Annotated in this window: 23 protein-coding genes and 1 pseudogene; 11 read left to right on the plus strand and 13 right to left on the minus strand. The window is 35.0% G+C overall.

Annotation, left to right across the window (positions count from 1 at the left end; all coding sequences use genetic code 11):
* The gene (locus AC6CHR_RS15655) at window positions 1-243 is read left to right on the plus strand and encodes a hypothetical protein (RefSeq protein WP_498249935.1); all 243 of its coding nucleotides are present in this window, start codon (window positions 1-3) and stop codon (window positions 241-243) included.
* 77 nt (window positions 244-320) lie between these two features.
* On the opposite strand, the gene AC6CHR_RS15660 is transcribed toward AC6CHR_RS15655, so the two are convergent.
* From AC6CHR_RS15660 to AC6CHR_RS15700, 9 genes are all read right to left on the minus strand, one after another.
* Window positions 321-1,430, minus strand: coding sequence for an ABC transporter ATP-binding protein (locus AC6CHR_RS15660; protein ID WP_498249936.1), 1,110 nt, complete (start codon window positions 1,428-1,430; stop codon window positions 321-323).
* Between the two features lie 129 nt (window positions 1,431-1,559).
* Entirely contained in the window at window positions 1,560-2,456 is an 897-nt protein-coding gene (locus tag AC6CHR_RS15665) for a PucR family transcriptional regulator (RefSeq protein ID WP_498249937.1), read from the minus strand.
* A gap of 194 nt (window positions 2,457-2,650) precedes the next feature.
* The gene (locus AC6CHR_RS15670) at window positions 2,651-3,208 is read right to left on the minus strand and encodes a DUF6944 family repetitive protein (protein WP_498249938.1); all 558 of its coding nucleotides are present in this window, start codon (window positions 3,206-3,208) and stop codon (window positions 2,651-2,653) included.
* A gap of 749 nt (window positions 3,209-3,957) precedes the next feature.
* On the minus strand, window positions 3,958-4,137 hold the full coding sequence (locus AC6CHR_RS15675; protein WP_498249939.1) for a hypothetical protein: 180 nt from the start codon (window positions 4,135-4,137) through the stop codon (window positions 3,958-3,960).
* Between the two features lie 46 nt (window positions 4,138-4,183).
* Window positions 4,184-4,393 carry a YheE family protein gene (locus tag AC6CHR_RS15680; protein ID WP_498249940.1) on the minus strand — a complete coding sequence of 70 codons (210 nt, stop codon included), beginning with the start codon at window positions 4,391-4,393 and terminating at the stop codon, window positions 4,184-4,186.
* Window positions 4,394-4,460: 67 nt separating this feature from the next.
* On the minus strand, window positions 4,461-5,507 hold the full coding sequence (locus AC6CHR_RS15685) for a YheC/YheD family endospore coat-associated protein (protein WP_498249941.1): 1,047 nt from the start codon (window positions 5,505-5,507) through the stop codon (window positions 4,461-4,463).
* Entirely contained in the window at window positions 5,494-6,867 is a 1,374-nt protein-coding gene (locus AC6CHR_RS15690) for a YheC/YheD family endospore coat-associated protein (protein ID WP_498249942.1), read from the minus strand. Before AC6CHR_RS15690 ends, AC6CHR_RS15685 begins: the two co-directional genes overlap by 14 nt.
* Complete coding sequence (locus AC6CHR_RS15695; protein WP_498249943.1) at window positions 6,860-7,954, minus strand: YheC/YheD family endospore coat-associated protein; 1,095 nt, start codon at window positions 7,952-7,954, stop codon at window positions 6,860-6,862. Before AC6CHR_RS15695 ends, AC6CHR_RS15690 begins: the two co-directional genes overlap by 8 nt.
* A gap of 26 nt (window positions 7,955-7,980) precedes the next feature.
* Complete coding sequence (locus AC6CHR_RS15700) at window positions 7,981-9,342, minus strand: YheC/YheD family endospore coat-associated protein (RefSeq protein ID WP_498249944.1); 1,362 nt, start codon at window positions 9,340-9,342, stop codon at window positions 7,981-7,983.
* 315 nt (window positions 9,343-9,657) lie between these two features.
* On the opposite strand from AC6CHR_RS15700, the gene AC6CHR_RS15705 reads away from it, so the two are divergent.
* From AC6CHR_RS15705 to AC6CHR_RS15715, 3 genes are all read left to right on the plus strand, one after another.
* Window positions 9,658-10,779, plus strand: coding sequence for a DUF445 domain-containing protein (locus AC6CHR_RS15705; RefSeq protein WP_498250054.1), 1,122 nt, complete (start codon window positions 9,658-9,660; stop codon window positions 10,777-10,779).
* 374 nt (window positions 10,780-11,153) lie between these two features.
* A complete protein-coding gene (locus AC6CHR_RS15710; RefSeq protein WP_498249945.1) occupies window positions 11,154-11,501 on the plus strand; it encodes a YlbF/YmcA family competence regulator in 348 nt (115 codons plus the stop codon).
* A 249-nt stretch (window positions 11,502-11,750) separates the two neighbouring features.
* Window positions 11,751-12,638, plus strand: a complete 888-nt coding sequence (locus tag AC6CHR_RS15715) for a Cof-type HAD-IIB family hydrolase (RefSeq protein WP_498250055.1) — start codon at window positions 11,751-11,753, stop codon at window positions 12,636-12,638.
* Window positions 12,639-12,826: 188 nt separating this feature from the next.
* On the opposite strand, the gene AC6CHR_RS15720 is transcribed toward AC6CHR_RS15715, so the two are convergent.
* A complete protein-coding gene (locus AC6CHR_RS15720; RefSeq protein ID WP_498249946.1) occupies window positions 12,827-13,375 on the minus strand; it encodes a hypothetical protein in 549 nt (182 codons plus the stop codon).
* Between the two features lie 123 nt (window positions 13,376-13,498).
* Here AC6CHR_RS15720 and AC6CHR_RS15725 point away from each other — a divergent pair, with 123 nt between their 5' ends.
* Window positions 13,499-14,413 (plus strand): phosphatidate cytidylyltransferase, encoded by a 915-nt coding sequence (locus AC6CHR_RS15725; RefSeq protein WP_498249947.1) that lies wholly within the window; start codon window positions 13,499-13,501, stop codon window positions 14,411-14,413.
* Between the two features lie 243 nt (window positions 14,414-14,656).
* Here the strand turns inward: AC6CHR_RS15725 and AC6CHR_RS15730 are convergent, their stop codons facing one another.
* Window positions 14,657-14,986, minus strand: coding sequence for a hypothetical protein (locus AC6CHR_RS15730; protein WP_498249948.1), 330 nt, complete (start codon window positions 14,984-14,986; stop codon window positions 14,657-14,659).
* Window positions 14,987-15,158: 172 nt separating this feature from the next.
* Between AC6CHR_RS15730 and AC6CHR_RS15735 the strand changes: the two genes are divergently transcribed.
* From AC6CHR_RS15735 to AC6CHR_RS15745, 3 genes are all read left to right on the plus strand, one after another.
* Window positions 15,159-16,658: a coproporphyrinogen III oxidase gene (locus AC6CHR_RS15735; RefSeq protein WP_498249949.1), complete on the plus strand. Its 1,500-nt coding sequence runs from the start codon at window positions 15,159-15,161 to the stop codon at window positions 16,656-16,658.
* A 357-nt stretch (window positions 16,659-17,015) separates the two neighbouring features.
* Window positions 17,016-17,792 (plus strand): enoyl-CoA hydratase, encoded by a 777-nt coding sequence (locus tag AC6CHR_RS15740; RefSeq protein WP_498249950.1) that lies wholly within the window; start codon window positions 17,016-17,018, stop codon window positions 17,790-17,792.
* A 69-nt stretch (window positions 17,793-17,861) separates the two neighbouring features.
* Window positions 17,862-18,158 (plus strand): DNA-binding protein, encoded by a 297-nt coding sequence (locus tag AC6CHR_RS15745; protein ID WP_498249951.1) that lies wholly within the window; start codon window positions 17,862-17,864, stop codon window positions 18,156-18,158.
* Window positions 18,159-18,167: 9 nt separating this feature from the next.
* On the opposite strand, the pseudogene AC6CHR_RS15750 reads toward AC6CHR_RS15745, so the two are convergent.
* Both AC6CHR_RS15750 and AC6CHR_RS15755 read right to left on the minus strand, forming a co-directional pair.
* Window positions 18,168-18,378: pseudogene (locus tag AC6CHR_RS15750) on the minus strand (IS3 family transposase); the annotation flags it as partial.
* Entirely contained in the window at window positions 18,378-18,563 is a 186-nt protein-coding gene (locus tag AC6CHR_RS15755; RefSeq protein WP_498249952.1) for a YhzD family protein, read from the minus strand. The gene AC6CHR_RS15755 and the pseudogene AC6CHR_RS15750, both read right to left, overlap by 1 nt.
* Before the next feature lie 127 nt (window positions 18,564-18,690).
* Here AC6CHR_RS15755 and AC6CHR_RS15760 point away from each other — a divergent pair, with 127 nt between their 5' ends.
* From AC6CHR_RS15760 to AC6CHR_RS15770, 3 genes are all read left to right on the plus strand, one after another.
* Window positions 18,691-19,590: an ABC transporter ATP-binding protein gene (locus tag AC6CHR_RS15760; RefSeq protein ID WP_498249953.1), complete on the plus strand. Its 900-nt coding sequence runs from the start codon at window positions 18,691-18,693 to the stop codon at window positions 19,588-19,590.
* Window positions 19,583-20,836 (plus strand): ABC transporter permease, encoded by a 1,254-nt coding sequence (locus tag AC6CHR_RS15765; RefSeq protein WP_498249954.1) that lies wholly within the window; start codon window positions 19,583-19,585, stop codon window positions 20,834-20,836. Before AC6CHR_RS15760 ends, AC6CHR_RS15765 begins: the two co-directional genes overlap by 8 nt.
* Window positions 20,837-21,167: 331 nt before the next feature.
* Window positions 21,168-22,415, plus strand: a complete 1,248-nt coding sequence (locus AC6CHR_RS15770; RefSeq protein WP_498249955.1) for a metallophosphoesterase family protein — start codon at window positions 21,168-21,170, stop codon at window positions 22,413-22,415.
* Window positions 22,416-22,417: the final 2 nt, after the last annotated feature.

Genomic DNA, 22,417 nt, shown 5'->3' on the forward strand with positions numbered 1-22,417 from the left:
ATGGATTTATGTCCTTTATGTAATGGACTAGAGATACGGACGGTACAATGCCCTAATTGCCAATCAGTGTTAGAGGATAATGGGAAGCTTACAGACTACCTAGATGACTATAGTGCATATATGGATATCGATATAATGAAGCTTTTTGACGGTAATAATGAATCATTAGAGGGACATCAATGCATGCATTATTTTCATTGCCAGTCATGTGGACATGTAGAGATCAACGCCATCAAGGAATAACATGAAACAAGCCCGGTTCATAAAAGAACGCGGGCTTGTTTCATAATATAAGAATTTAGTTGTGCTAATATTAATAATTATTCACCAACTGGGTGGATTCTTAGATCTGTTTCAGTATCAAAGAAATGAGACTTGTTCATGTCAAACGCTAAGCCAAGTGCTTGGCCAGGTTTGATGTCAGTACGTGAATCAACACGTGCTACAAATGTTTGACCATCAATTTCTGAGTAAAGCATTGTTTCTGCACCCATCAATTCAGCAACTTCGATTGTAGCATCAATTTTCGTACCTTGTGAAGCTTCAATGAATACTGGCTCATCATGGATATCTTCAGGACGAACTCCTAATAGGATATCTTTGTTTACATAGCCTTGTTCACGAAGGTATTTCATTTTACCTTCAGGTACAGTTACTGAAGTATTCCCGATAGCGAATTTTCCATCAGTAAGTTTTCCTGAGAAGAAGTTCATCGCAGGTGATCCCATGAATCCACCAACGAATACATTATCAGGTTTGTCATAAACTTCTTTAGGTGTACCAACTTGTTGAATAAGACCATCTTTAAGGATAACGATACGAGTTGCCATAGTCATTGCTTCAGTTTGGTCATGTGTTACGTAAATTGTAGTTGTCTGTAAGCGTTGGTGTAACTTAGTGATTTCAGCACGCATTTGTACACGAAGCTTAGCATCAAGGTTAGATAAAGGTTCATCCATTAAGAATACTTTTGCATCACGAACGATAGCACGTCCTAAAGCAACACGTTGACGTTGTCCACCTGATAATGCTTTTGGTTTACGTTGAAGGTACTCTTCAAGTCCAAGAATTTTAGCTGCATCTGTTACACGACGTTCAATTTCATCTTTAGGTAATTTACGAAGCTTTAATCCAAAAGCCATATTATCATATACATTCATATGTGGGTAAAGAGCGTAGTTCTGGAATACCATTGCGATGTCACGATCTTTTGGTGCTACATCATTCATACGCTTACCGTCAATGTAGAAATCCCCTTTAGAAATTTCTTCTAATCCTGCAACCATACGAAGTGTAGTTGATTTACCACAACCAGATGGACCTACGAATACGATAAACTCTTTATCTTGAATATGAAGATTAAAATCCTCTACTGCTGTTACTTTATTATCATATACTTTATAAATATTATCTAATTTTAACTCTGCCATTTTTTGTTCCTCCTCATAATTTGAAAGCGTTTTATCTTAACTTGATTGTAAGGGATAATAGTTAAGAATGTAAACGTACAAGTTGCACGAAAATAACTAGGCACTTTTGTGCAACTTGTAAACGCTATCCTAATCCTTATGACGTACTAGAATAATCGCTAGGAAAATGAATGCAGCATTCGAAAACATTCTGATGTCTAAACCGGTTTTCTCTAGCAACTTTTCTAGTCGATACTGAAGACTATTACGATGAATGAATAGTCGTTTAGCTGTCGACGATGCATTTAAATTAGATTGTAAAAAGGCTTCAATTGTATGTAGGAGTTCTTTGTCATCAATTGTTTCTACTAATTGATTTGAAAGAATATCCTTGCTGATACTAGCAGGAGATTTCATGATTAGTATGGGCATTGCTTCGTAAAATGTTAATGCTTTTTCCCGATTAGCTGCACGATGTAAGGTTTGAAAACAACGTTGTTCTAAGGAAAACTTGTATTTAAGCTCGGGATCATTCTTTTGAATTTGACCTATATATAAATAGGGTTCTACATAAAAGTCAGTCGTTAAAGTATCACATAAATCCTTCAATGAATCTACCTCAAGTGTTGTTGAAGGTTGTTCTTCAATAATAATACCGTGAGAAAAACTTAACCAAATAACAAGATCTGAATTGATGATTCCTTGTACAGCCTCTTCAAAATTTTGTTTATCATCAATTGGCTGTTTTAGATAAAAATAGTAAAACCTAAGGATCGAATCCTCTGGAGTAAGTGGTGATTGTTCTTGTTTTTCAGTAAATAAATAATCAAACCATTTACGTTGAGCTAATGGTAAATGTTCCTCGTTTTGTTTGACTACTTGTTGAAACAATGAAATGAGTAATTTTTTCTCATTCTCTACTAATGAACTTTTAAGAATACCAAAGATTTGTCCAACGTCAGATTGAAACCATTCATATCTTGTATCGGCCGGATTATAGGTCATTACCATAGCTTCTTTATAGTGTTGTTTTAGATTGTCTAACATTAAACGGCTCCTTTTAGTGCAATCTTTCTTCTCTTTATTATAGATAAGAAATGCCAAGCATGAAAGAAGATGTGCTGTTTAATGACAAATTTTCTGAGAAGGTCTATAAGTTTGGAGTGGGATTTTATCTATAAAGGAGAGTAATGATGATGGTTAGAAAAGGATTATACCTGAATACGAATATAGACACTTTGTCAGGACTCTGTCTTAGAAAATGTGGCTTCACTTTGAATTAGAGCTTGGATAACAGCGCCAATGGCTTGAATCCAACTACCAACAAAATTAAGGTTTTGACTATTTTTACCCTTTAACTCGATCATTCCTGATAAAGATTGGAGGGAGTTTCCTATCGTTTGAAGTAGTGCCCCGTAAATACCATAAAGCGTAGTAATTGAAACCTTATTATTATTTAGTAAATCAGGAAGAGCTAAAATGCTTCCTAATGCTTGAAGTAAATTTCCTTTTATATCTAACGTAGTACTTTCTTCCTTTTTTAATGGAATGAAAAGGCCGATAATCACTGTGGAGTTCCCTATAGCTTGTATCTCGTTGCCACGTTTATTCAGAGTAAAGCCTTGTATACTATCAGCTACTAATGCATTTCCTGTAGCTTGCATAACATTCCCTAATAGTGAAAGATTGGTTTGGAGCGTGTCACTTATTTTCTCTGAAGGAGTGGAACTGATGGCAGAAAGAAGGGTGCCTAGAGCTTGTTCCCAAGATCCAAATAATGCTTTTAGTTCAATATCCATACTTATGCCTACCTTAATTCTTTCGTCATAAGACAGCATATTCACCTGGATGGTGGATTGTTTCAGTTATTCGACTATGGAAATTAAGACATGCTATATTAAAATTTCAAAGCAAGTTCATTAGGAGAAAAACGCTTTTCCATTTATAGAGAACCAAATATTATCCAACATCGCTAAATATACAATAGCTATAATAAAGGCTGTAACAGAAAGTGAAATCCTCATTCTTAATCGAATTATCCTGTATTGCTTATACATTTTACTTAAAAGAAGGATATTGATGATAAAAAAGGTGTGCTAATAATAATGGCTAATAAATCAATATGATTAAACGGTTTGCCCAAGTAGCTATTAACATAAAAATTGATAACAATGAGGGCAGATAATAAGAAGAATTGGTAAACGATAAATCTACTATAGATCATGAATGATTTTCTCCATTCTATATATGGTCATACTTTACAATATAAACTCAAAAGGGTATATTGCAAAATTTACCAGGATGTTTAGACATAATAAAAATCTAGTACTGTGGATAAGCGCTCGAGATTCAACACAAACTAGTCCAACTTTCAGAAGCAGAAGCCTTAACATTGTTTGGGCTGAACAAGCGCTGATTCTATGCTCCTAAAGTCGTCAAATGTTTAATAGAAAAAGGCTGGTTTAAGTTACTAAATATTCATCTCTTTAAGCGTAAAATAAAAACGACATTTCAACGTTCGAAATGTCGTTTTTGGTTATTTGAAAGACTAATGAGGTGGCTCTTCTTTGATTAGATCGTTAGCTTCTTCAATATTCGTTTGTTCTTCCCTCATATGAACAGATCCACCTGATAAACCTTCATTTATCATGCGGTCAATATCCAAATAGACCTTATCCTTACCTTCATAATTAAGGTCTTGTTTTACACCTTCAGTATTTTGTTTCATTATCAAAACCTCCTTATGGATATAGGTTGTACTCGAGGAGTCTGAATCATTCATATACATGGAAAAGCATTAATTCATGGATCTGCATATGAATCTCGTCTTCACAATCCTTAGGAGGGGACATAGCACCCCATTCGATTTGCCCATTTTTATGATAGATGCCGTTATAATGAGTTCCTAGAAAGAAAAAGGAAATTCGCCAGCCTGGTAAAGTTGCTTGATTAAATAATGGTTTGTATTGAAAATGAGTAATCATCATTTAGTAGCTCCTTTATTCGTTATATTAGGTATAATACGGCGAAAAATTGAAAAATCCTTCTCCTTCAACCAACACGTGGCGCTAATTCCTTAAACAACCTCGCTAATTCTACTATTCGATTCGCTTGGATATCTTCTTCATCAAAAACCATTGGCTTTGAATTGACCTCAAATATAACTGGTTTACCATCAGTTGCTATTCCCACATCTATTGAAAATTCACCAATGAAGCCAAGGGTTTTAGAAAGTTCTTGCCCAACTTCCTCTACTAGTTGATTGAGCTGAGTTTTCGAGTATTTATGTTTAATTCGGTCAAGAGGAATAATGTCACCGCCATTAGGCACATGTGTGATGATCGAGTTAGGGAGGGCTTTACGAACTCCGATTCCTAAAATTTTATGGGAGTCTTCTTTATACATACAGAGAATTCTTAAATCATATTTACAGTCGCCATCAATCGTATCAGTGACAATCTCCTTCTGTAAAAGATAGGGGCTTTTTTTTAATAACTTTCCAATATATTGCACAAAATCGGAATAGAAATACTTTACCTTCTTGTCTTTTCTTTGAACAAAGTAATGAACGCCATCGAAGGACAGTTTATAAATCCCCTTACCTTTATGACCATTTACAGGCTTTACATAAACAGAGTGGTGAGTGGTCAGCTTAGATAATAAATCACTCATAGTAGAATACATCCATGTTTCTGGTAGGTATGGAGCAAGCTTTTCGGACCTAGTGAGACTTGAATAGGTTTCCCATTTATTGAAAAAACAGGGGTTAAAAAAGTACTTACCAGAGTTTTTATATACTTTTTTTAAGGCTAGGAAGGGTTCTAAGACTTCTTCTTTTCGAGTAGAGATTTTGTTATAAATAAGATCAGGGAAAGGGAAGTCTACTTTTCCCCATTTTTCCTGTGTTTCATAATAAATAAATCCAGACACGCAATTATCCTTGATATCATCTGTAGAGAAAATAAACGATAATCCACCAATTGATAATAGTTCCTTTTGAATAGACCTTAAAACAGTGCTTTCTCCCCGGAATGTAACGTCTGTTTTTCCCTTGCTTACCAGAATCCCTATTATTGGATAGTAGTTAAACTTTTCCATGTAATAAGTCCTCAGGATTGATAATTGCCTCTTTTGCTAAAAAAAACCCATACTCAAGAGATGATTTACGTGAAAGAATATCGGCCTCTTTTAGTTCGGGGTGACAAAATATCGATCTGCCTGGCTTGGAATTAGCTTCAAACATCCATACATGACCATTTTGATCAATGCCCAAATCAAAACCAATTTCACCGATAAACCCTTTAATATTATCATCAATACTTTTACTAAGGGTAATAGAAGCATTGGTTAGTTGATGGAGAACCTTTATCCTTTCTTGTGGGTCATCATAAATTTCTTCTAGCGTCTTAACCGCACCACCATTATTTAAATGTGTGGTTACGCTCCCTTTTCCAGCTACCTTTGCAGCAATAGCAGTAACCTTCCAAACCCCGAGAGCATCTTTATTCGTGTGAACGCGAAAATCAATTGGATTACCATCTAAACGAATAAGTTTGATGCCTTGTTGGACTAGATAATTAGAGAGTAGCTTCCCTTTAAATGATGACTTTAAGAAATGTTCGATTGATGAGTATTTTCGTAAACGGTTAATATCCTTTTCATCTCGGTACCTACAATAATAATGATTATCCTCACGTGAATACATAAGTTGATAAACTCCTAACCCTAGACTGCCATTTGCAGGTTTTAGATAGATATTTTGATAGGAACTAAGCATTTCCTCCATTTTACTAATTGAGGGAGGATGGTGGGTTGCAGGGAGGTAGTTTGCTGCTCTAGGTTCATGAATAATAAGTTTGTGAACATTCCATTTATTGAAAAACCCAGGATTATACCAGGGGATCGAATATTCATCAGTCAGTCGCTTTTTAACCAGTTTTAATGCATGGTGATTTTCGATACGACGATTCGGTAAACGATCATATACCACGTTAGGAAAGGGAAGGTTTACTTGTTTCCAACCATTTCTGCCATACGTATACCCATCTATTGTCCCATCCTCCCAATTAATGTGGTGGGCACCAAACACAAAGGTGAAAAGACCGATAGATTGGTCAATTGAGAGAAACTTAGCGAAAAATAGAGATCTTTCTCCAATTGGGCGAAGATTTGATTCTGTAAAGCCGGCTGTGAAAATACCAATCAAAGGTCCTAAGTATAATGTGCCTTCATGAATGAGCAGGTTTGTTTTTCTCTTTTTAGAAAGTCTAAGTTGATTTGCTAGATTTAAATTAAGGACAATGTTTTGATCAAGCTCTTTTTTATAGGAAACTTTACATGGAAGCAAAAGAGTTCCAAACGATACAGACTCAATAGAGCCAAATTTCATTAGAGATTTAGGCAAGAGGATCGATTCATCAAAATTGGTTGAAGTATCAATGGTATAAAGATTACTCATTTATTTCGACTCCTTTACCTGACTTGCTTCCTAAGTATTTACAATAGACTAATGGTGCATTGTAAAGTTTTTCAGATAATTCAGGTTGAGTTTGTAACAGTGTTTTCCGTCCTGGCTTTGAATTCATATCTAGTATCCATACAGAGCCATCCTTTGCGTAGCCGATATCTACGCCGATTTCAAATAATCGATTACATTGTTTTTCTAATGAGCTCGGTAAGTGATCAACAATCGTTTTTAGGTCATCTTCTAGTAATACTTTTTGCCTTGAAGTTAATGTTGAGGCCCATTCTTCATATGTGAGTGTCTCGCCACCGCTATTCAAATTTGATAAGAAGGAACCATAATAGCCTTTACGAATACCTTTCCCAACTAAATTCCATTTCCCGTTTTGATTTTTTTGAAAAAATAAACGAATATCAAAGGGATAATGATTTGTGTCTAGTAATGGAAGTAATGGTTGAAGAAGGTATGTTTGTTGTTGGATTAACTTCGTGCACCATTCTTCAAAGTCTTTTAATGAATAAAATTCCTTCGTCTTTTTATCTCGACCTTTATGGTACGTTAGCTTAATAGATTGTGATGTTTGATTAACAGCAATTATTCCTGCACCTCTCGAGCCATTGATCGGTTTTAATAAACAGTGGGTATCTACTTTAAGTTTCCTAAGAATTTGAATGGAATCTTGTACGAGTTCTGTATTGGGAAGATAGCAGCTAATTATAGGATCTTTTTGCATTGAATGATAAATTTCCCACTTATCAGGTAAGCCAAACCCTAAGAAGGATGTCTGTGGATTCTTTTTTAACCAATCTACTATCGGTTTATTTTTTTTTGTAACTTGTTTGCGATGGTAAAAGCAACGGTCATAAATAAAGGAGGGGATTGGAAACTGATGTTCTTTCCAATCTTGGGAATGGAGGTCAAATTTCTCGCCACTTATCATTAACGTGGTAGGGTCAATTGATGTCGGCTCAAACCTCACACACAAAATATCATATGTGGAACTACGTTTTGCCACTTCAGTAAGATAACTATGCTCATGATTTTTATTTACCACTAGAAAACCTAATGTTACTTGCTCCAATTTGGTCACTCCATTCTTGATACGATCTACTCCTTAAATTTGGAAAGAAACAAACAATAATTTATAACAGCACGTGCAGAGGGGCGGATTTTACTAGTTTGACTATCATTTGCTTTTGATGGTTTTGTATTTACCTCGATAATCCAAGGGTGACCATCCTCATCTAATGCGAGGTCTATGCCAAATTCCCCGAATTCTCCACCAGCACGAAGACAAATTATGTTTACAATCTCCAAAGATAGCTCTGCTAACAATTTCCGTAGATGGAGGCTCTCTTTGTTACTATAAAGCTCATTTAAAAGAACCTTTAGTGAATATAATTCACCACCCCTAGCTAAATTGGCTACAAATTGATTAGCGTTAGAAACTCTAGCAACTGCGGAAGTTACTCTCCACGTATGACCATCTTTTTTATGGCATAAAAACCGAAAATCAAGTGTTCTATTTTGATACTTCTTAAGCTTAATCGTTTCTTGTAATAAAAAGCCTTCTTTTTTTAATCGCGGATAAAGAACTGAAAATAGTTGTTTATAGCTGTCATAGTCTTTTTTGATATCACCGGAGAATGTCGTGAAATCAAGGTGATATGTTTGATCATCCATTTCCATTACACGAAAGATCCGACGACCCTGACTTCCATTAATTGGCTTGATGAAAAGATCTTTTTTATCTTTAAGCATATTCTCGAAGTTTGATTTTGATTCTAATAATTGTGCTTCTGGTATATAAGGCATCAAATGTTCACTTTCTGATAAAATCTGATGAACTTCCCATTTATTTAAAAATCGATCATTAAAATAGGGAATTTTCTTTTTAATTAAATCAGAAGTCACTTCTAGAAATTTTTTAGAGTATTCCTTTTTCCTAGAATGGATCCGATTGTGGACAACATTTGGATATGGGACAATTGCTTCATGCCAATCCTGTTGATGAAAATAGAATCCTCTTAATTGTTTGTTATCGTAGGTTGATAAAGAAAAAATATAGAAAAAGATACCTTTTGTCTCACAAAAGGTGGCGAGTTCTTCACAAAAATATTCAATGGACCCTAAGCTTATTCCATTATCAGTATGTTTAATATCTGCCAACAAACCAATGATTGGCCCAAGCTGAAGCAGTTGCTGATTCACTAATTTCACTTGAAGGGTATAGGGCTTTAAAGGTAAGTGAAGTTCATCAAAAGCTTGTTTTGTTAAAGCTAAGCTAAGATGATCCTCATTCTTTATAAATACGATTGGACAGAGCACAGTATGCATCCCACAGCAAATCTCCAAAGAATGAAGTTGTTTGGAGAGACCTAAATTCTTCCTTAGCCCTTCACTCATCTTACATAATATTGGATTCCTAGTACCGAGAAGCGGTGTAATTTCTATTGTCTTGTTAATCATGACAAATCCCTCATTTGATCGCCATACGGACAAGCTCTATAATGTTCATAGGCAGATGTTCTATAAAGGCTTATGAAAAATTAGCCTATAAGGCATCTTATGTTTTTTTGAAGGATTGGGGACGATACCTGCTTATTTTTGTTATCTTTTTCGAAATATGCCCCAGTTAATTCTTTGGAATTAATCTGTGTAGAAACACGTTGTTTGTAATAGCGCGAAATAAAGGTTTTAATATAATAGCAGTGAAACTCATGGAGTTTGTTCTATAAAAATGAATAAAAGTGTGGAAGGTAGATGGTTATGAACAATAATATAATGATCGCAATCATTATGATTGTAGTTGGAGCAGCAATCGGAGGTATAACAAATTCTTTAGCAATTAAGATGCTTTTTCGACCATATAAACCAATATATATATTTGGAAAAAGGGTCCCTTTTACACCAGGGTTAATTCCAAAGCGGAGAGAAGAGCTAGCGAATCAGATGGGTAAAATGGTAGTAGAACATTTGTTGACTGTTGAAGGCATTAAACGGAAATTCACGCAGTTGAAATTTCAGGAGCAACTTATTACTTGGGGAGAAACTCAAGTTAGGAAGATGACTAACTCTAACAAGACAGTATTACAGTTATTGTCTTATTTTCAAATAGAAGATCCGGTACCACAAATAGATTTCAAGCTAAAAAAATTCGTGCAAACTAAATATGATGTCATGATGATTGAAAACAAAGGAAAAACACTTCAAGAAATCATTCCAAGCGAATTATTGGATAGCTTGAATGACACCATTCCTGAAATAGCTCAACTCATTACGTCAAAGGGAATAACTTATTTTGAGAGCAAGGAAGGAAAACAACGATTAGGGAAAATGATTGAGGATTTCCTTTCTACAAGAGGGAAGTTAGGTAATTTAATTGGGATGTTCTTAGGAAATGACAGTCTAGTTGATAAAGTACAACCAGAAGTAGTTAAGTTTTTAAGTAACCAAGAAACGAAAAATTTAATACGTGCATTAATCGTTAAAGAGTTGAACAATATTCAAGAAATGACCCTTGACGATGTAGATCAAAAATGGAAATTGGTCGACAAAGGATCTGTGCTTCTTGAAAAGGCTGTTGATCAATTAAATATTGAAGAACTCCTTTCAACACCGATCTCTACTTATTTAAGCACATATGAAAACTCAATTAGTAAAATATGGCTACCTAAAATAGTTGAAATATCAACGGGATATCTGATTTCAAATTTAGACGTTATGTTAAAACAACTAAAATTAGAAGAAGTCGTTCGAGAACAAGTAGAGTCATTTGCAGTTGAACGCCTTGAGGATATGATTCTTTCCATTTCGAGAAGAGAATTTAAGATGATTACATATCTTGGAGCACTTCTTGGTGGTATTATTGGTGGGTTTCAAGCGCTGCTTGTGATGTTTTTATAGTCCTTTTGAAAATGTTTTTTAGTATGCATAAGCCCATCTGTTCAGAAGGTTAAAGAATAACAAAAATAGCCGTCTCGTCTTATATTTAGGCTCTTTTTTTAAAGATTGTTGCTCTAGTATGAATAAAAGTCGGCTATTGGATTCTAAAATCAAAGCTATTGTCCAAAGGGATATCAGGGTGAAAAGAGTACGAAGATATCCTTAAAACGTGTACATTAATACTTCGTACGGAAAACAACAATCTTTGTGAAAACAGCCTATATTTATCACAGATAAGCGGAAGCCTTAGACTTTTCTTTTTGAATCTTGCCCAGAGTTTGTTATAGTGTAAGTAGAGCCTACATTGGTCTAAACTAGAAAGGGGGCTCATCAATATGTCAAATAACGTATATGATGTTGCAAACGATTTAGAGAAAGCATTACGTGAAAGTGATGATTTTGTCTCTTTAAAGAAGCTTTACGACGAAGTAAATGCGGATGAAGCAGCAAGCAAAATGTTTGAAAACTTCCGTAATATCCAATTAAACCTTCAACAAAAGCAAATGTCAGGTGAAGAAATTACTCAAGAAGAAATAGACCATGCACAAAAGTCTGTTCAACTTGTTCAACAACATGAAAAAATTTCTCAACTGATGGCTGCCGAGCAACGCCTTAGCGTAGTCGTAACTGAATTAAATAAGATTATTATGAAGCCACTTGAAGAATTGTATGGAAGTTTATAAGTAGCGGATATACATAAGTAGTACCATAAGATTAAACAGAATGGAGAAAGAAATCCATTCTGTTTTTTTATCGTTTTTTCCTAAAAGCTTATAAAAAAACTGACTACGTGAAACACCTTTATCCTCTATTTGCCTCTCCGTAACATGACAAGCAAATGTAATATAGTCACTAGTGTTGTTCTAATTTCTCTGAAAGGGACATAACCTCTTAATAGGTTTTTGACACCAGTAGAAGGGGGAACCAAAGTGATACATTATCAATTACTAGCATTAAATATTGATGGAACATTGCTTCGTTCAAATGGTCGCCTCCAGCCATCAACGAAAGAAGCGATAGAGTATGTAAAGAATAAAGGGATTTATGTGACGCTTGTAACAAATAGGCATTTTCAATCTGCGAAAAAGCTTGCAAAAGCGTTAAAATTAGATTCATTATTGGTGACACATGGGGGAGCTTTTATTTCGAAAAAACTTGATGAGCCTTTATATGAAAAGCGAATATCTGAAGAAACAACATTTAATCTTGTCCAGGTGCTAGAAAATTTCAATTGTAACATTCGGATAACTCATGAGCGTTTTTCGATAGGTAATCGAAAAAAAGTTTCGTCAAACCTACTTAGTAAGTCAATTTTAAACACCTCTGACTCTATGTTTTATCCTGTACAGTTTGTAGATTCGCTTGGGGATTCGCTACGAGATGAGCCTGTCGCAGCAACAAAAATTGATGTTCATTTTTCTAGTGAAGATGAAAAGGAAGAAGCTGCGGAATTAATAAAAGATGCATTTGAAGCAATAAATGTGAAAATAGAAGCGAAAAAATTAGAAATCGTTCGAAATGGTGTCTCAAAAGAAAATGGGTTACGAGCTTTAGTTAACCATTTAAATATTCCATTGGAAAAAGCAGTAGCTATAGGTGATGCAGAAGATGATGCGGGAATGATATCGGCCGCAGGTTTAGGCGTAGCGATGTGGAATGCTCCTTTTGAAGTGAAGCGAAAAGCTGATTGGGTGACACGATCGAACAACCTAGAAGGCGTTGCCTACATGGTAAAAGAGCATTTCCGTAAGCAACAAAGAGAAGAATTTCTACGTGAAATAAAAGTAAATACAGCAGCTTCTAAGTTATCAGATCGATAAACTAATGGAATAAGATCAATAGAAAAATAACCAATCAAATTGATAAATGAATTGGTTATTTTTCTTATGCATTTTTACCTTCTGAGTTTTTAATGAGTGTGATGGCAAATGAGATAACTGCATAAAATTGCTTCTGGTTGAAGTAAGAGTTTTAGAGAGTTTAGTAAATAGAGTTGTTATCCATGCGCTTAGCTCTTTTTAATAGGTTCGTATTCTACTAATTTTCCTTCATAAACCAATGTCATCTGTTCGCTTTTTCTAAAATCATCTGGCGTAACTAAAGCCGGCAATTTATCCCATAGCTTAATACCTGAGCGGTGGAATACTTCAGCAACAAACTGCGAACAAAAGTAAGAATTGCTAAATTCAACTGGCTCATTTAAGGAGACACCAAGGACACCGATTAGATTATATAAAAACTTCTTTTGATTTTTTTTAAATACGTTTAGAACCCGTTTCATTTTTTCTACATCTCGTTTTGATACCTCAAGCTTATAGATGACACAGGTTGTTCCAGGGTATTTACTATATGTGCCCTTTAAGATATCTTCCTTTACAAATCCGCCAATTAGCGGGTTGTTTGGATGCTTTCTCCCAAAGCTATACATATCGGTTAATTCTGCATTAAAAGAGATCGATGCATGATTATAAGGTGCTCTTGTATATTTCTTGATTGACTTTGTGAAAAGAGTTCCTGTATCAGTAAGAATGATATAAACATAGGTTTTAAGTATCATTGAAATTCCCTCTTTATTATTCTTCCATTATATTCTATTCTAAGTATACATTACTCTTCATGTGTCGACATACTCTATTTTACCAAGAGTCTAAAAAGAGCCTAACTAAAGGAGGTGTGAAATTTGGTTACAACACTGTGGACCCTTTTTATTATATTTTCAAGTCTAACTTTCGTCACGATTTCCTTTTATATTGTGAAGAAAAAAGAGCCAAATAAAGACTTTTCAGCTGTTCTATTTAAGGTGAAAACCTGGTGGGGTATGTTCGTGGTGTTTTGTTTGGCTACATTATTTAATCCAATTGTCTCATTATTATCATTAATGGTTTTATGCTTTTTTGGTTTAAAAGAATATTTTTCAATGATGAAAACGAGGAAAGCAGATCGTCGAATTTTCCTTTGGTCTTACCTTGCAATTCCGGTCCAATTTTATTGGATCTATATAGGATGGTACGGCATGTTTATTGTCTTTATTCCTGTTTATGTTTTTCTGTTTCTGCCGATACCAAGACTATTAGGAAAAGGAACCAGTGGCTTTCTACGATCTGTTAGTTCAACACAATGGGGACTTATGTTAATGGTGTTTGGTCTAAGTCATTTGGCTTTCTTTCAAATTGCATCACCCGAATATGGTGCTAACCTAGTGTTATTCCTTGTTCTATTAACACAAATCAATGATGTCGTTCATCACTTGATCTCCATTTATCTTGGAAAGAGGAAGGTTGTTCCTTCTGCCAATCCTCATATTACATGGGAGGGTTTTCTTGGAGCAACAGTGGTTACAACAGTTGTCTCTTACTTTATTTATTCTTATTTAACACCTTTTGATGTAACATTTGGAATTCTTTCAGGCGTGATGATTAGCATAACCGGCTACTTTGGTAGTTTAACAATATCTGTATTGAAAAGAGACTTATTGATGGGTGCTAATGAAAAATTTAATGCATTGAAAGATAGTTATTTAAATCGTGTTGATAGTTTAACATATACTGCTCCTGTGTTTTTACATGTGATAAGGTACTTTTTTGACTTTATGTAGTTTCAACGGATTTATAAAAGACTGTTTTCGCAAAGATTGTTGTTTTTCGTACAAGTACTATTGTACATGTTTAAAATATATCATCGTGTTCTTTTCGCAAAATCACTTTGATAAGCCTTTAGAGATCGCTTTAATTTACATCATAAATATCGAAAAGCCGATTTTTATTTGTACTAGAGCAACAATCTTTTAGAAATGAGCCTAATAAAAAGAGGCTGATCATGTATCAGCCTCTTTACTACTTTATTCCTTGTATCGTAAGTATTGATAATTTTCTGTTGGAATACGCTCAATAATCTCGCCTTCGTCATCTTTATATACTTCGAATTCACGGTATACCTCAACAACATAACCTGCATCTTCTGTGACATCAACAAGCTTAGTCTCAAGGATAGGAAGTTGCTTAGGCTGCTCACTTTCTTGATCACTAGTGGCATTTGCAGATGTTGTCACTTCTGTCGGTAACGAAAAACTAGTAATTGCTGCTTCTTTCTCAGCAAATTGAGAGGAATCGAAGTATCCAATGATTGCAATAACTGCAACGATCAAAAAAATAGGAGTGAATTTTTTCAATGGTACTGCCTCCTAATATAAGTTAAGTTACTTTTATTGTATGTTTGTCCTATGAGGGAATATGACAAACATTCTGCATTGAGTGTGGGAAGCTACTATTTTCTAACATTGACCGATATGGAGATTTTTCTGTACACTAGAGAAAGTCAAAATAGAAGTTAAGGTGGATCTAATGAAAATATATATTAAAGGTATAGAGGATGAGCGTTTCCATAGACCGCTTCGTTTAATTGGTAATTTATTTTTTGAAGAGACTGAGCTTTGCTTTGCGGAAGGCGATGCGGGCCTTAAAGCAGAGTTTATCATGGAAGAAGAGAATGAGAGTATTTTCTTTAAAGGTACTTTGTATACGCAAGATGGGAAGGAATACGTTGCAAGCAAAAAACAAACTATCGCTTCACATATTGAAGGAAAGGATCGCCTAAGATTTATTAAAAATACACTATCCTTTGTGTATTTGACGATTCTTCAAGATTATACAGGAATGGTTCAAAAGTGGGGAATTCTCACAGGGATACGACCTACAAAGTTATATCATAAAAAGCGACAAGAAGGAATGTCAGAGCAAGATATTCATCGAATGTTTAGAGAAGAATACTTACTCTCTGAAGAAAAGATTCAGCTTATGCAACAAATTGTGGAAAGACAATTACAAGTGATTCCAGACTTGGATTCTCTTGCAAATGAAGTCAGCATCTATATTGGCATTCCGTTTTGTCCGACAAAATGTGCCTACTGTACATTCCCTGCGTATGCAATAAACAACCGCAATGGAGCTGTCGATTCATTTCTCGGTGGATTGCATTTTGAAATGAGGGAAATTGGTCGTTGGTTAAAGGAAAAGGGAATCAAGATTACCACAGTTTATTATGGTGGAGGAACACCAACTAGCATTTCTGCTGAAGAGATGGATATGCTTTATGAAGAAATGGTTGAGTCCTTTCCAAATGTTAAAAGCATCAGGGAAATAACAGTTGAGGCTGGACGTCCTGATACGATTACCAAGGAAAAACTAGAAGTTTTAAATAAATGGAAAATTGATCGGATAAGCATTAACCCACAATCTTACACACAAGAGACGTTAAAGGCAATTGGTCGTCATCACACAGTAGAGGAAACAATTGATAAGTTCCATCTCGCTAGAAGTATGGGTATGAATAATATTAATATGGATTTAATTATCGGTTTACCAGGTGAAGGTATTGAGGAATTTGATTACTCTCTCGAAGAATCAGCTAAGTTAATGCCAGAATCATTAACAGTTCATACTCTTTCTTTTAAACGTGCCTCTGAGATGACCCTGAATAAACATAAATACAAGGTTGCAAATCGGGAAGAAATCACGACGATGATGGATCATGCTATTTCATGGACAGCAGATCACGGCTATGCTCCTTATTACTTATATCGCCAAAAAAACATTCTAGGAAATCTAGAAAATGTCGGCTACTCCCTTAAAGGACAGGACAGTCTATATAATATTATGATCATGGAAGAGCAACAAACGATTATTGGAATTGGTTGTGGTGCAGCAAGTAAATTTGTTCATCCTGAGACAAGGAAAATTACTCACTTTGCTAATCCGAAAGATCCTAAATCATATAATGATGGCTTTAAGCATTACACGGATGAGAAAATTAACATGTTAGAAGAGTTATTTATAAATGAATAAATGAGTTAGTTAAACGAATATGCGATTGTTACCAAGACTAGTAGAGATACTGGTCTTTTTTGACGTGTTGACCACTATACAAGAAGTAAGCGACAATTTTTAGAAAAATAGAGGATTCTGTAACCGTCCTTCCGAAATGGTCTTTAAACAAGGCTTTTCTCTAAAAGTTTGTTGCTCTAGTGCCTATAAAAATCAGCTTTTGGATTTTTATGAGTAAATTAAGGTTATCTCTAGAGGAATAACAGTGAGATTTAACGAAAAGAGCAAGAAGATATACTAGAAAGTGTATATTTGTACTTTGTGGAAAAAAACAACCTTTGCAAAAACAGCTTTAAACATGAATAAGGGGTGAAGAGGATGAGTTATCAAACAGTCGAATTAGTTAAAGAGGGAAACACTGCTACTTTATATTTGAACAGAGTAGAATCATTAAATGCAATGAATGTGCCGATGTTAGCGGAATTAGCACATAGTTTAAAGGAAATCGCAGAATCAGACGTAAAGTTATTGTTCATTACGGGTAAGGGGCGAGCGTTTTCAGCCGGTGGTGACCTAAAAACTATGGTATCAAATAAAGATGAAACTGGCTTTCATTCTGTAATGGAGAATATTAAAAATATGATTGTTACTTTATATACGATGCCTGCAGTAACGATTAGTCTTCTTAATGGTCCTGCAGCAGGGTTAGGACTGAGTTTTGCATTAGCATCTGACATGGTGATCGCACAAACAGAAGCAAGGGTAGCGATGAATTTTATCAATATAGGACTTGTGCCAGATGGTGGCGGTCATTTCTTCTTAAAGAAGAGACTGGGTGAACATATGGCAAAACAAGTTATTTGGGAAGGGAAATCGATGAATGCAACTGAAGCACTAAAATTAGGGCTCATCGATGAACTATATAAAGAGGATACTGCAGAGCAAATCGATGTAATGAAAAAAAGGATGGAAGCAAGACCACTTTTAGCTATGATTGCCTCTAAATTAATTTATAGTAAGCAAGAGACTTCTTTATTAATAGATACACTAAATGCGGAAACAACAAAACAGCTTGAGATGAGAAGCACTAAAGATCATCACGAAGGAGTTCATGCTTTCTTAGAAAAGCGGTTGCCACAGTTTAGAGGCCATTGAAATTTAATAAGCTTAATGTCTAGAGTTATGTATAATTAAGGGATATTACATATCTAGGAGGACATTTAAATGGAGTGGGATCTAATTTGGATTGGCTTAGGAATTGCCGCTGCAGGCTACTGTATTGGTGACGGACTTAAGAACTTTAAAAATCCATATGCAAAAAATCTAATCGATTCATTAGATGATGATGATGAACATGAACTTATAAAAGAAAACGCAGTACATCATTTTATAGGTATTTCTAAAGAAGATGCAAAATCACTAATTCAAGAACATCCGGGTATTCCTCATATTGTTATAAATGGCAAGGTTTATTATCCAAAAGCAAAACTTAAGGTATGGCTATTAAATTTAGGGAGTTAGCTTACTTTTTCAGGTAGCGGATGCTATAGGGAAAGAAGCAACTATCAAGGATTGGATCCTGTACTCAACAGGGCCCAATCCTTTTAGTTTATCCTTATACGCTTGTGATTGTAACACTTGATATATTTTTCTAATTCTATTATAAAATGCTTTCAAACTCTTCTAGATAAAGAAATTCAGACTTTAATAAGTCAAAGAAGTTGTCCATAACTAAGTTATCTAATAATTAACTAAAATCAGCTTTCCAGAAGCTGACGTACAACGATAGATTTTATCAGAGTAATTTTTATCAAGTAGCTTCTGTTGACTAATTTCTTTTGCCTCTAGTTCAGAATGTGCTTGAAACCCTTCATCTAGTAATTTTTCCCCATCAGTCTCAAATACGGTTAAATAATAGATGGTCAATTCTTGATTCCTCCTTAATAGTGTATTCCTATTCATATAGGATTCGTATTTCGTTTTGGTATTCCTGCATAAAGATGAAACCTTCTCTTGCGTTATCCGTATTACTAAACTGGAAGGGAGTGGGAGTATGAGTCTTGACATTAATAATGTAACAAAGCGTTTTGGAACACATGCAGCTGTTGACCAGTTAACAATAACAATTCCAGACCAAGAGATTTTTGGATTTCTAGGAGCGAATGGTGCAGGGAAAACAACAACCTTTAGAATGATCTTAGGTTTGTTAAATCCAACCGATGGCTCAATTAAATGGAATGGGAAGAAAATTTCATATGATGATAGTGATCAAATCGGTTATTTACCTGAGGAAAGAGGTCTGTATCCCAAGCTTAAGGTGCGGGATCAATTAATTTATTTAGGTAGATTAAAAGGAATGTCGAAACAAGAAGTTTTAAAAGAAATGGATTATTGGCTTGAGCGGTTCAAAGTCCCGGAGTATGCAAACAAAAAAGTGGAGGAACTCTCTAAAGGAAACCAGCAAAAAATTCAATTTATCACAGCTGTGCTTCATAAACCAAAATTACTCATTTTGGATGAGCCTTTTAGTGGATTAGACCCACTGAATGTTGAATTATTAAAACAGGCTGTTGTTGATCTAAAAGAATCGGGTACATCTATTGTATTTGCAAGTCATCGAATGGAGCATGTTGAGGAGCTTTGCCAGAATTTATGTATAATGCATCAAGGAAAGCCTGTTTTACATGGATCACTTAGAGAGATTAAGCAGTCATTTGGCAAGAAGAATGTATTTGTTCAAGGTGATTTTGATATGGGCTTTTTAGAAGGAATACAAGGAGTAACGAAGTTCAAGAAAACATCTGAGGGTGTAGAGTTACAAATTAAGAATGAGGATGTTGCCAAGGTTATTTTTCAAGAGTTGCAAGGTAAAGGTTTTGTCCGTAAATTCGCATTAGAAGAGCCATCATTAAATGATATTTTTATAGAAAAGGTTGGTGCATCCTATGAGTAAATTCTGGATTATGGTTGCACATACGTATCTAAATAAAATTAAAACGAAATCATTTATTATTACCACATTGTTAACTGTTTTAATTCTATTTGGTCTCTCAAATATAGCAACAATCATGGAAACCTTTAATAAAGATGAGGAAGCGAAAACATTTGCAGTACTAGATGAAACGAATGAACTCTATACGCTGTTTGAAAAAAATCTTGAAATTAGTGAAGTTCCAATTACAATCGAAAAATCAACCAAATCAGAAACTGAGGTAGATAAACAAGTAGTTGGAGAAGAAATAGATGGATTAATTGTCTTAGCAGTTGATCAAAATCAATTGCCAACAGCAACGGTAAAAACGCTGTCAATGACAGATAGTCAAACCTTTACACAAATTCAGCAAGTACTACAAGCAACAAAACAAGAGATTGGCAGAGAAATGTTAGGTTTAGAATCAGATGAGTTAAATCAATTGTTTACTCCTGTTGAAATAAATAAAGTAGCACTTGAGGATAATGCGAAAACAGAGGAAGAACTAAATCAGGCAAGAGGGCTTGTCTATGTCTTGTTATTTGTCATTTACTTTTCTGTGATCTTTTATGCTAGCATGATTGCTACAGAAGTAGCGACAGAAAAGGCTTCAAGGGTTATGGAAATTTTAATTTCAAGTGTTTCTCCAGTGAAACAAATGTTTGCAAAGTTAATCGGAATCGGATTATTAAGTATCACGCAAATGCTAGTGATACTTGGGTTTGGATTTGTCTCTATTAAGTCTAAAATTGATGAAATAAGTGCGATGACAGGAGGAGCTATCGGGTTTAGTGATATTCCTACTTCAACGTTTATTTATGCAGGAATTTACTTTATTTTAGGATACTTCTTGTTTGCAACACTAGCTGCTTTTCTTGGTTCGCTCGTCAGTAGAATTGAGGATGTCCAGCAATTAATCTCACCAATGATCTTCATCATTGTTGGAGCATTTATGATCGCGATGTTTGGATTAACTAATCCCGACACACCATTTATAACGATAAGCTCGTATATTCCTTTCTTTACACCAATGATTATGTTCCTAAGGGTTGGAATGTTGAATATTCCGGCATGGGAAATTGGTTTATCGATTGCAATCCTGTTAGCTTCGATCATTATTTTGGCTGTGTTTGGGGCCCGAGTTTATAAAGGTGGCGTTCTCATCTATGGGAAGTCTTCATCCTTCAAGGACTTAAAAAAGGCTTTGATGATGTCAAAAGATAAATAAGTTGGTATACACCTTACAGATTTGTAGGACTGAGCGTTACAATGTTTACTAAATAGTGTGAAAAGACTCCGATATGTTCGGAGTCTTTTTGCGCGGATTTTTTTAATAACGATAAAAGGTACTTACTTTGTGAGATCTCCTATATATTTAGCGAGTTACCCGAGTTTTCTTCGATTAATTAGTTTGTCATCTTTACCGATTTGAGAGCAACCGACTTTAGAAACGGGCTTTCTTAATCATCTACTGTTTGAGAACGTGCATTCGCATGTCGATGATGGTAAAATAATGAAAGATAGTTTAATGTAAATGGCTAAAATAAAGGGTGAACATAATGAAAAATACAATTCGCTTTATCCATGCAGCAGATCTACATTTAGATAGTCCGTTTGTCGGTTTAAAGTACTTGCCTTCATGGTTATTTGAAAGATTGAGAGAAAGTACATTTTTAGCGTTTTCTAGGCTGATTTCCTTTGCAATCAAGGAGCAGGTAGATTTTGTATTGCTTTCCGGAGATTTATATGATGGTGAGGAAAGAAGTCTTAAAGCACAGCTCCGATTAAAAAAGGAATTTGAACGATTACAGCAGGCTAGTATTGATGTGTTTGTTATTCATGGAAATCATGATCATATGGGTGGTAAATGGCTAGACTTACAATGGCCAGATAATGTTCATGTGTTTTCTAGTAATCAGGTAGAGATGAAAATTTACCATAAAAACAAGAAACCAGCTGCTTATATTTATGGCTATAGTTACCCAACGCGGTCCGTAGTCGAAAATATGACGGCTAATTATAGAAAGCAGGATAATTCTACTGTCCATCATATTGGAATGCTTCATGGTTCTATTGAGGGGAATAAAGAGCATGATGTTTATTGTCCATTTAAAGTAAATGAGTTGCTAAATAAGGATTTTGATTATTGGGCTTTAGGTCATATCCATAAACGGCAGCTTCTTCATGATAAGGATCCGATCATAGCTTATCCAGGAAATATTCAAGGACGACATCGTAAAGAGTCTGGTGAAAAGGGATTTTATTATGTTGTGATGCAAGAGTCAATTACTAGTAGTGCTACGTTTATAGGTACAGAAGAAGTGATCTGGAAAGAGGCTGAGGTTTCAATTGATGGACTTAGTAACGTTTCGGATTTGCTACAGAAGTGTACTCAGACACTGGCACAAATCAATCACCAAGCTACTTGCCTAACCTTTGTTTTCACTGGAGAAGGTGTGCTTGCAAGTCTCTTACAATCGCAGCAGACGATACAAGATATAATGGATGCGCTAAATGAAGATAAAACGGAAACTGAACACTTTGTTAGGGTCGTGAAACTAGTCAACAAATCATATTTGCCAATTGAGAATAAAAATAATCCAAAGCTTTTATCATTTTTCAATGATTTGCAAACAACAGTTGATGAGTATCAGTCATTCGATGAAGTTGTAGAACCTCTTGCTCAGCACCCAGTTTACCGGAAATACCTAGAAGGATTTACTTTAGAAGAACAGGAACAGCTTTTAAAGGAGGCGGAGAAACTTTTACATAATGAGCTATTGCAGCTGCAAAGTGAGGTGAAGTAGAG

The organism is Metabacillus sp. GQ13 (assembly GCF_059758525.1).

Excerpts from the sequence above, each read along its gene's own strand:
- AC6CHR_RS15705 (WP_498250054.1), top strand. The coding sequence starts at position 9,658 with ATGATCGCAATCATTATGATTGTAGTTGGAGCAGCAATCGGAGGTATA.
- AC6CHR_RS15655 (WP_498249935.1), top strand. The coding sequence starts at position 1 with ATGGATTTATGTCCTTTATGTAATGGACTAGAGATACGGACGGTACAA.
- AC6CHR_RS15670 (WP_498249938.1), bottom strand. The coding sequence starts at position 3,208 with ATGGATATTGAACTAAAAGCATTATTTGGATCTTGGGAACAAGCTCTA.
- AC6CHR_RS15770 (WP_498249955.1), top strand. The coding sequence starts at position 21,168 with ATGAAAAATACAATTCGCTTTATCCATGCAGCAGATCTACATTTAGAT.
- AC6CHR_RS15740 (WP_498249950.1), top strand. The coding sequence starts at position 17,016 with ATGAGTTATCAAACAGTCGAATTAGTTAAAGAGGGAAACACTGCTACT.
- AC6CHR_RS15745 (WP_498249951.1), top strand. The coding sequence starts at position 17,862 with ATGGAGTGGGATCTAATTTGGATTGGCTTAGGAATTGCCGCTGCAGGC.
- AC6CHR_RS15690 (WP_498249942.1), bottom strand. The coding sequence starts at position 6,867 with ATGAGTAATCTTTATACCATTGATACTTCAACCAATTTTGATGAATCG.
- AC6CHR_RS15760 (WP_498249953.1), top strand. The coding sequence starts at position 18,691 with ATGAGTCTTGACATTAATAATGTAACAAAGCGTTTTGGAACACATGCA.
- AC6CHR_RS15700 (WP_498249944.1), bottom strand. The coding sequence starts at position 9,342 with ATGATTAACAAGACAATAGAAATTACACCGCTTCTCGGTACTAGGAAT.
- AC6CHR_RS15720 (WP_498249946.1), bottom strand. The coding sequence starts at position 13,375 with ATGATACTTAAAACCTATGTTTATATCATTCTTACTGATACAGGAACT.
- AC6CHR_RS15665 (WP_498249937.1), bottom strand. The coding sequence starts at position 2,456 with ATGTTAGACAATCTAAAACAACACTATAAAGAAGCTATGGTAATGACC.
- AC6CHR_RS15660 (WP_498249936.1), bottom strand. The coding sequence starts at position 1,430 with ATGGCAGAGTTAAAATTAGATAATATTTATAAAGTATATGATAATAAA.
- AC6CHR_RS15765 (WP_498249954.1), top strand. The coding sequence starts at position 19,583 with ATGAGTAAATTCTGGATTATGGTTGCACATACGTATCTAAATAAAATT.
- AC6CHR_RS15735 (WP_498249949.1), top strand. The coding sequence starts at position 15,159 with ATGAAAATATATATTAAAGGTATAGAGGATGAGCGTTTCCATAGACCG.
- AC6CHR_RS15675 (WP_498249939.1), bottom strand. The coding sequence starts at position 4,137 with ATGAAACAAAATACTGAAGGTGTAAAACAAGACCTTAATTATGAAGGT.
- AC6CHR_RS15710 (WP_498249945.1), top strand. The coding sequence starts at position 11,154 with ATGTCAAATAACGTATATGATGTTGCAAACGATTTAGAGAAAGCATTA.
- AC6CHR_RS15685 (WP_498249941.1), bottom strand. The coding sequence starts at position 5,507 with ATGGAAAAGTTTAACTACTATCCAATAATAGGGATTCTGGTAAGCAAG.
- AC6CHR_RS15680 (WP_498249940.1), bottom strand. The coding sequence starts at position 4,393 with ATGATTACTCATTTTCAATACAAACCATTATTTAATCAAGCAACTTTA.